An 8482-nucleotide genomic window follows, 5' to 3' on the forward strand; every position below is an offset into this window, starting at 1 on the left:
TTTTTATAATTCGGGCTTACTGTTCAGTTACCCTTCACAGAGTAGGTTACCGAGTGTGCTCGGCTTTTCAGCCAGACCTCCCCAGGTAAGAGTACAGTCTTTCTCTCCATCTATCTGCTTCATTTACTCTGTATCATCTTTGGCAGAAAGGACTTCGTTTTGTTCAGCAAACTCATCCAATGATACCTAGCCTTATATGAAGTTCGTGTCCCTCAGACCGGAGATTTGCCGCCCGCTTCCTTCAGATTCTGCGTCACCACAGACACCCTTGCGTTAAGCTACTGCTACTTCTGCCTTCACAGTTCGGGACTTTCACCCTATAGACTGTACCCCCCTCTGTTAGGATAGATGTCGTATGATACTTTAGTGTTATAGTTAAATAAATAACACGGAGGTCGATCGATATGACAAGTAGAAATGGAATACGTTATTCGCAGGAACAAAAAGAAGCGATTGTTAAACGCATGATGCCACCGAATAATGAATCAGTGGCGAAAATTGCGAAGGAAGAAGGTATTACAGAAGTGACGTTGTACAAGTGGCGTAAGGAAGCGCGCACAGCTGGTGTAGCAACACCAGGAAATGGACAAACAAGCGATAAATGGAACAGTCAAGATAAGTTCTTAGTTGTGATGGAGACTTTCGCCATGAACGAGTCAGAGATAGCAGAGTATTGTCGTAAGAAAGGACTGTATCGTGAACAGATTGATGCATGGAAAAGTGTTTGCCTTCAGGCAAATGGTCAGGCATTCGATCAAGCGAAGCAGTTGAATGGAGCATTGAAGGAAGAACAGAAACGTGCCAACCAATTAGAAAAAGAACTACAAAAGAAAGAAAAGGCGCTGGCTGAAGCTGCGGCATTATTACTATTGCGAAAAAAGGCCCAAGCGATTTGGGGGGACGACGAGGAAGAATGATTAGCCCATCAAATCGCGCATTAGTAGTCGAACTTATCCAAGACGCCAATCAAAATGGTGCGCGATTAGCGAAGGCTTGCGAGGAGCTTCATATCAGTGTTCGTACCTATGAACGTTGGGTGGCGGAGGGTGGAGTGAAGGTTGATCAGCGTCCACTGACGAAAAGACCCGTACCAAAAAATAAGTTATCTGAGAAAGAAAAAGAAGAAATACTAACGGTAGTCAAACAGGAAGAATACGTTGATTTACCACCGACACAAATCGTACCAAAGCTTGCGGATAAAGGAACTTATATTGCGTCAGAATCTACATTCTATCGTGTGTTACGTGAAGAAAAAATGCAACATCATCGTGGTCGTAGCCAAAAGCCTAGTAAAAGAATCCCCGAGAGTCATCTGGCAACATCGTCAAATCAGGTGTGGACATGGGATATTACGTGGCTTGGTGGACCCGTGAAAGGTTTGTATTATCGGCTTTATTTAATTCTCGATTTATTTAGTAGAAAAGTAGTTGGTTGGGAAGTTTGGGAAACAGAGGAGGCAAAACACGCTGAAACGCTTGTGAAAAAAGCAGTTATCAATGAAAAAATACAAGGAGCACCACTTGTGTTGCATTCAGATAATGGTAGCCCAATGAAAGCCGAGACATTTCTAAGTTTGCTAGAAAAGTTGGGTATTCAAAGCTCTTTTTCAAGACCGCGTGTGAGTAATGATAATCCTTACTCAGAAGCGATGTTTCGTACACTCAAATATCGACCAGATTTCCCACACAAAGGTTTTACATCACTCGCAGAAGCAAGGGAATGGGCACAGCAATTTGTCCATTGGTACAACGAGATACACCTGCATAGTGGGTTGAATTTTGTGACACCTGTACAGTGTCATACAGGGGAACATGTAGCCATATTGGAAAAGCGCAAAGAAGTATACGAAGTAGCGAAGGCGAAGCATCCAGAGCGTTGGGCAAAAAGTACAAGAAATTGGGCACCAAATAAACAAGTAGCGCTCAATCCAATGCGAGATAAGGGGCAAACCGAAGCATTGAGGAAACCATAATTCCCCATTTTCCTGGTGATTTGAATCGAAACCACGCTTTTCGTTTCGATTCAAATCACCAGGCCAGCAAGCGAAGCGCGGTAGCCTTGACTAAACTGCGATTCATCCAATCTTTCAAAATACTAAAGTAATTAAATACGACAACTATATTGACAAACACCGGTACCCATGCTGGGCGCACTAAAAGACCACACATATTATATATGTGTGGCCCATTTTACTTATTTCTCAACAAATGAAAGATTATAAAAACTACCCAACGTTTTTTATATTTTTATACGTCATTAGCATGTTATTTATCATATTAAGATTTCCACCAATAGAGTGATCCACTATTCTTAGTTCTGAATCAAGCAACATTATTAAAGGATAACCAGGTATTTCGTCTTTTAAAAATTCCTTAGAAGAAATCAAAGGAATTTTATAATCAGTTAATGTAGATATATACTCTTTTAAATTCTTTATTTCGTCTTCTTTAGTTAAAACTACCTTGTTAATGTCTTTTTGGTTTACCTGATTTAAAATACCTATTACATCACTACAAGCCGAACAACTTGGATTAGCAACTACCAAAAGAGTAGATTTATTGTTTGGTAGTTTAACTATTTCAGATGTAGTTAATGATTTTGAATTAATAGAAGGAATCTTATTTACTCTTAAAGGTTTTACATGACTTTTAGCTGAATAGTTATTTTTATTATTACCAATATATTTTAAAATATTGAAAGTCAAATATAATAGAACAATAAGAATTATCCATTGAATTATCTGTGATACAAATAGTAACTTCTCCATTTTTTACTTCTCCCTCTAATATGTATTTAAAACAAACTTATATTTGCTATAGACTTTAATTATTCCGTAAATAATAGTTATATTAAAAAATATGACTAAATTGCTGCTAAATTCTATGGATTTTGGTGAATTGAGTAGTATCACAAACATCATGAAAATAAGAACCAAATTTCTAGCTACCGTACTCCATGAAATTTGTTTATCCCCTACTACTCCACCACAGCCACAATTAATTTTATTATTTCTAAACAAGTTGATAATTATTGCTATCGTAAAACAAAACATTAATGTAAGTGCTATTCCTAAATTAATATACTTCATTTGATTAAAAATAAAATTGAATGCACAAAATAGTTGAGATATTATCATTATAATTGCGAATATTTTTTCTAAATTTTTAGGAACTATTTTGTAATTTTGAATATCTAAAATAAATTCCTTGTATTTTAATATTTTATCTATTGACGATGTCAAAAAAATAAGTCCCATGATATGAGATAAAACTAATATAAAAATATTCATGTAATCCCCCCTAATTCCGATACTATATCGCTGTCTCAAACCATTTAGATTGCATCTTGAACATCTTTGCGTATTCACCATTATTAGTTAATAGCTCGTGGTGATTACCAATTTCAACTATTTTCCCTTGTTTTAAGACAATAATTTTATCTGCTAATCTTGTAGAAGCCATTCTATGTGAAATAAAAATAGTTGTTTTCCCTTTTGTTAGTTCATCAAATTTTTCATATACCTCAAGTTCAGATAAAGGATCTAGAGCCGAAGTTGGTTCATCTAAAATGAAAATTTCACCATCTTTATATAAAGCTCTTGATAAAGCAATCTTTTGCCATTGACCACCTGAAAGATCCTCACCTTTAGCGAAGAGTTTGCCTAGAATTGTATCGAATTGCTTTGGATAATTTTTAACAAAGTCATATGCTCCAGTTTGTTTTGTGACATGAATTAATTTATTCTCAGAATTTTCATTACCAGTGAATGCATTACTATTAAGGACGATATTTTCCCTTAAAGAAAAATTATATTTCATAAAATCTTGGAAAATTACAGTGATCTTTTTGTATACATCCTCTTCTTTTATTTTATTTAGAGGTACACCATCAAATGATATTTTTCCATTATCAATTTGATATAAGCCCATAATGCATTTAACTAAAGTGGTCTTACCAGAACCATTATCACCTACAATTGCAACTCTCTCACCAGGTTTAATATTAAAAGATATATTATCTAATGCTAATGTGTCACTATATGGATATTTAAAACTTACATTTTCAACCTCTATCCCTTGCTTCATCTTTACTGGGAAATTTTCAGTTTTACTACTTTTTATGTAGCTCGGATCTTCATAATTTAAAAAGCTAATTAAATCATTAATATATAAACTTTCTCTATAAATCTGAGCTATATTCGTGGAAATCTCATTCAAAGCCCTACTGGTATTTTGGACTGTTTGTAGTACACTAACAAAACCACCGATATCTATTACTTTTTTTCTACTTAAATTAATTAAATAAACACTAATTATTGCATGTATAGCAAGAGATAGAAAATTTAATAACGCTATTGCTTTCTCTCTTTTTTTCACAAGATTAAGTATCTCACCATTATTTTTTTTGGTTAAAAATTCCCATTTTTTTATGAATTTATCTTTTAGTTGAAAAAGCCTTATTTCGCTAGCACTTCCACGTGAATTTAATAATGTTGAAAAATAAAAGCTTTCTCTTGCTGCAGGTGTTTGAAATTTCATGAGAGTAAATTGTTTTTTTCCAAAGAACATATGTAATATCAAAACAGGCAAAGAAATTAAAGATGTTATTATTGCTAACTTCCAATCAATATTTATTAAAAATAATAGCAATAAAACCACGGTTATAGCATTTTGGAATATTCTTAATAAAGCTTTTACAGGAGTCATAAACCTACTCCCCTTATTAAAATGAATCCTTTCCAAATGATTATGAAAATCCGAATTATCAAAATAAGAAAGTGGGACACTGGAAGATTTTTCTGTAACTTTTAAGCTTAATACAATATCTAAATTTTGCTCACACTCTGCATCAACAATATTTTGTAAATTAGGTAATATTTCTCTAATGCCTAAAACAATCAATTCAGAAATTAGTAATATTGCTAATATTTTAATATTTATTGTTCCTAATTGAATTATAAGTGCAACTTGATTAATTATCTGTTTAGATAACCAAATAATCGATAATGGTATAAATCCTAGTATTATATTTATTATGATAGAAATAAAAAACCATTTTTTTGCATTGTATGCGATTACATTCGAAACCAATTTAAATACTTTTTTTCCCAATATAACATCTCCATACTTAATATATTTATTTCACTGATTACTATATTGATATTGCGAATTATTAAAAGTTTAACATAATTAATATTATATTAACATTATAAAATAATTGAAATTATTTTTCAAATGTGTTAATTTCTAATTAGAGGGGGTGAAATAAATGTTTGAAAAGTTATTATCTTTTGTTAGTGGTGGAGTAAAACCGATGGCAGAGTGCTATGATCCGGATTGCCCATGTGGAACTTATAAATCATGTACAACTGTTAGGGGTCTTACAACATGTTCATGTGTGTGGATTGGTTAAAATACTAAAATACATACATGTCCCCCCTTTTTTGGGGGGACACATTTAAAAACAAAAATTAAGGATGAAAATTTTTGAAAAATATTATTCTTGGCATCTCTACTATAATTATTGAAGCTCTTATTACTTTTGGGATTACAAAATTAATAGACGTTGTTTTTTTAGAAATTTCCATTTTTATTGGTTTTATCAGTTGTGTTATTATCTATATTTTTTCAAGTACTGGAGGATTTGGATCAAATATGGTTCGCTTGGAAGTTCAAGCTGAAACAGGGTTGAAAATTGATGAAGAGAAAAAAACATTTCGTATGAGCCCTATTTTTCTAGGTTCAATATTTTTTACAATATTTTCTATCATTGGTGCTGTTATAAGCTATTGGGAATACTTCACTTAAAACACAAAATATTCAGTTATTAAGATAAGATTAATTTTTGTGATGTAAAATTGGAATTGAGCCTATATAAAAGGTAAAGTTAAATTGCCAAAGTACCTCGAGAATTTAGATGTACTAAAAAACATTCTTAATATTAGTGATCTAGTTGAATCAAAATATATATTCTCCACAAAAATTATTATATTCCCATCCTAAGACCTTTAAATAATAATTAATTCTTCTATAACATGTATCCAAAATCTTTAAATGGGCTGGTATTTGTCTTTTAAGCGGAGTATTCGCCTAATATACTATTTGCATTCTGTTGGTAGGTCCCCATATATATTTTTTCACTTTACCAATGTCTGTATAGTATTTTAAATTTAATAAATATTGAAGAATCCCCCCTTGTACATTTTTGTAGATCCTAGAATTTTTCTGAAGGTAAAAGTAAACAGGAATGAAAAGGAAGTTCACGTATGAGTCTTTACTATCGAATTTTATTAAAATTTGTTTTAACAACCATTGGCATTGTCCTTGTAGCAGCGATTCCTGCTTTATTCCAGGGATTAAAATTAGACATTTCTGCTTATGTATCTGAAGTAGGATCGATTGTATTAAGCGTGATTCATTTGGATACATTGACTTATAACCTTGATCAGGATACATATAGATTGTTCCCAGATTTTTGGGCACGATGGAGATATTCCATCACCTTAATGTTCATTGCTGTTTTTCTTTCTTTCTTTCTGGCCATGGTATTAACCTTCTTCACGATGCTTTTACCAGAAAAATTACGTAGGAAAATTAAATTTCTTCTTTTTCTCGGAGAATCTATTCCTGACGTTTTTGTAGTCGGACTATTTACTGTTATTGTACCTCTCATCTATAAACATACTGACACTTTGATTTTTAATATTGTTGCCTTTGGTAATGAAAGAATCTTTGTTCTACCGATTATTGTTCTTGCAGTCTTACCAACCTTACTTTTATATCGAATAATGATTCATAACTTTGAAGAAGAGACCTCCCAGTTATATATAGATGTTGCAAGAGCAAAAGGATTAACTAAAGAAAGAGTTTTGTTTTCTCATGTATTACGAAATGCAATCATTAATATCTTTCTACATGTAAAATCTATTATGTGGTTTATGTTGTCTAATCTGCTTATTGTTGAATTTGTATTCAACTTAGATGGTCTGATGCACTTCATGTTCGATAATTTAGCGCCCAATGTACTAGCCGTGGGTATGTTTTTCGTGTTTTTTCCAATTTATTTTATGAATGCAATTGGACAGGTCATAATTGAAAAAACTACCGGTAGGCAGTTGGAGGGTTAGTTTATGGATTCAAATAACCGGTTAAAAAAATTATTTAAGCACCCATTATTTTTAATTGGATTTATTTTTTTATTTTTACTAGTATCTTCAAGTATAATTCATACTATTTTTTTCCACGAAAAGATCCCAGTTACAACCTTCTTGTACAATAGCCGTGGAGAAATTATTGGAAGTGGACCATTTGCTCCACTTGATGTTCCGCCACTTGGAACAGATTCGATTGGAAGACACATTTTCTTTTTGTTAATACAAGGAGCAAAATATACAATCGGTATTTGTATAATTGTAGCTGGCTTGAGGGTTATTATTTCATCATTTTTTGGACTGATTTTAGGAGATTATATTTCCAAACTGAACAAATACATTAGTGGAATAGTGAATGGATTTTATTATATACCAACAGCACTGCTCTGTTATGTACTTCTATATAATGTTAGCTTTGAAGACCAATACAGTTTTATTCAAAAAGTTATCTTTGAATTGATTATTTTAACAGTTGTAGCGATTCCAACCACTTCTTTGCTAATTGGTAATCAAATCAGCCAAGTATATAAAGAAGAATTTATTACAAGCTCGAAAGCGCTTGGTGGTAGTCATATTCATATATTAAGAAAGCATGTGCTTCCCCATATGAGACCACGTCTGTTGATCCAATTCGCCCAAGAAACTGTCCAGGTGTTGATTTTGTTAATACATCTCGGTTTTTTTCACGTCTTTTTTGGTGGAACATTAGAGAAGAAACTTGATACAGAAGAAAAAGTATATATTTCCCTTTCAAGTGAATGGTCCGGACTCGTTGGTAGAGGATTTGAACATATACAAGGCTGGTCTTGGAATTTTTTTGGCCCTGTTATTGCCTTTATATTTGTTATTCTTGCTGTTAAATTTATGATTAAAGGGATGGAAGACGTTTTTTTTGAAGATAGACGTATGACTAAAAAAACGATTAAAAAAATTTAATGAAGGAAGCTTCTCAACGTGAACCACAGGAATTAGATTTTGAATTTATACATAATCAAGGAAAGTAAAAGAACTACTTCAGGTTTATTATTGTTTTCACAATAAAGAACAACATTTTCCTTATCGTAATTAATGAAAAAATAGCACTAAACCCGACACAAAATAGTTGGATGCATATGAAGGACAACACGTTAACGATTGACTGCATAATTTCATATCGAATGACAAGTTAACTTCTGATTTCATTCAAGAGCATTTCGCGAGAGAGTTTTAAAAAAATCAAATAAGCGTCCACTATACGATGGACGCTTAAAAGTAATAGGAGACAACATTGTATATTCAGCACACTTATACAATCGTATTTCTGCATATTTCGTAAGCCCCCAATCAAACAAC

8 protein-coding genes are annotated in these 8482 nt (G+C 32.6%); 5 read left to right on the forward strand and 3 right to left on the reverse strand.

Annotated elements, in window-relative coordinates:
* Positions 1 to 404 precede the first annotated feature (404 nt).
* A protein-coding gene (locus B5V89_RS19480) for an IS3 family transposase (protein WP_412733902.1) occupies positions 405 to 1972 on the forward strand; the annotation gives its coding sequence in 2 pieces (ribosomal slippage) (positions 405 to 888 and positions 888 to 1972; 1569 coding nt in all).
* 252 nt (positions 1973 to 2224) lie between these two features.
* On the opposite strand, the gene B5V89_RS19485 is transcribed toward B5V89_RS19480, so the two are convergent.
* The 3 genes from B5V89_RS19485 to B5V89_RS19495 are packed head-to-tail and all read right to left on the reverse strand — an operon-like array spanning position 2225 to position 5111.
* A complete protein-coding gene (locus tag B5V89_RS19485; RefSeq protein WP_108073636.1) occupies positions 2225 to 2767 on the reverse strand; it encodes a hypothetical protein in 543 nt (180 codons plus the stop codon).
* Between the two features lie 15 nt (positions 2768 to 2782).
* Entirely contained in the window at positions 2783 to 3289 is a 507-nt protein-coding gene (locus B5V89_RS19490) for a MauE/DoxX family redox-associated membrane protein (RefSeq protein ID WP_181294725.1), read from the reverse strand.
* A gap of 22 nt (positions 3290 to 3311) precedes the next feature.
* A complete protein-coding gene (locus tag B5V89_RS19495; protein WP_108073639.1) occupies positions 3312 to 5111 on the reverse strand; it encodes an ABC transporter ATP-binding protein in 1800 nt (599 codons plus the stop codon).
* A 157-nt stretch (positions 5112 to 5268) separates the two neighbouring features.
* Between B5V89_RS19495 and B5V89_RS20290 the strand changes: the two genes are divergently transcribed.
* The 4 genes from B5V89_RS20290 to B5V89_RS19510 all read left to right on the forward strand — a co-directional run bounded on the left by B5V89_RS20290 (position 5269) and on the right by B5V89_RS19510 (position 8086).
* The gene (locus tag B5V89_RS20290; RefSeq protein WP_165797784.1) at positions 5269 to 5412 is read left to right on the forward strand and encodes a hypothetical protein; all 144 of its coding nucleotides are present in this window, start codon (positions 5269 to 5271) and stop codon (positions 5410 to 5412) included.
* A gap of 74 nt (positions 5413 to 5486) precedes the next feature.
* Positions 5487 to 5807 carry a hypothetical protein gene (locus B5V89_RS19500; protein WP_107958758.1) on the forward strand — a complete coding sequence of 107 codons (321 nt, stop codon included), beginning with the start codon at positions 5487 to 5489 and terminating at the stop codon, positions 5805 to 5807.
* A 458-nt stretch (positions 5808 to 6265) separates the two neighbouring features.
* Positions 6266 to 7126, forward strand: coding sequence for an ABC transporter permease subunit (locus B5V89_RS19505; protein WP_107958794.1), 861 nt, complete (start codon positions 6266 to 6268; stop codon positions 7124 to 7126).
* Between the two features lie 3 nt (positions 7127 to 7129).
* Positions 7130 to 8086: an ABC transporter permease gene (locus B5V89_RS19510; RefSeq protein WP_107958792.1), complete on the forward strand. Its 957-nt coding sequence runs from the start codon at positions 7130 to 7132 to the stop codon at positions 8084 to 8086.
* The last annotated feature ends 396 nt before the right edge of the window (positions 8087 to 8482 follow it).

This window comes from Heyndrickxia sporothermodurans (assembly GCF_003055045.1).
In the GTDB taxonomy this organism is placed as follows: domain Bacteria; phylum Bacillota; class Bacilli; order Bacillales; family Bacillaceae_C; genus Heyndrickxia; species Heyndrickxia sporothermodurans.

What these genes read in the sequence shown, in the direction of transcription:
- B5V89_RS19485 (WP_108073636.1), bottom strand. Translation starts at nt 2,767, where the DNA reads ATGGAGAAGTTACTATTTGTATCACAGATAATTCAATGGATAATTCTT.
- B5V89_RS19490 (WP_181294725.1), bottom strand. Translation starts at nt 3,289, where the DNA reads ATGAATATTTTTATATTAGTTTTATCTCATATCATGGGACTTATTTTT.
- B5V89_RS20290 (WP_165797784.1), top strand. Translation starts at nt 5,269, where the DNA reads ATGTTTGAAAAGTTATTATCTTTTGTTAGTGGTGGAGTAAAACCGATG.
- B5V89_RS19505 (WP_107958794.1), top strand. Translation starts at nt 6,266, where the DNA reads ATGAGTCTTTACTATCGAATTTTATTAAAATTTGTTTTAACAACCATT.
- B5V89_RS19510 (WP_107958792.1), top strand. Translation starts at nt 7,130, where the DNA reads ATGGATTCAAATAACCGGTTAAAAAAATTATTTAAGCACCCATTATTT.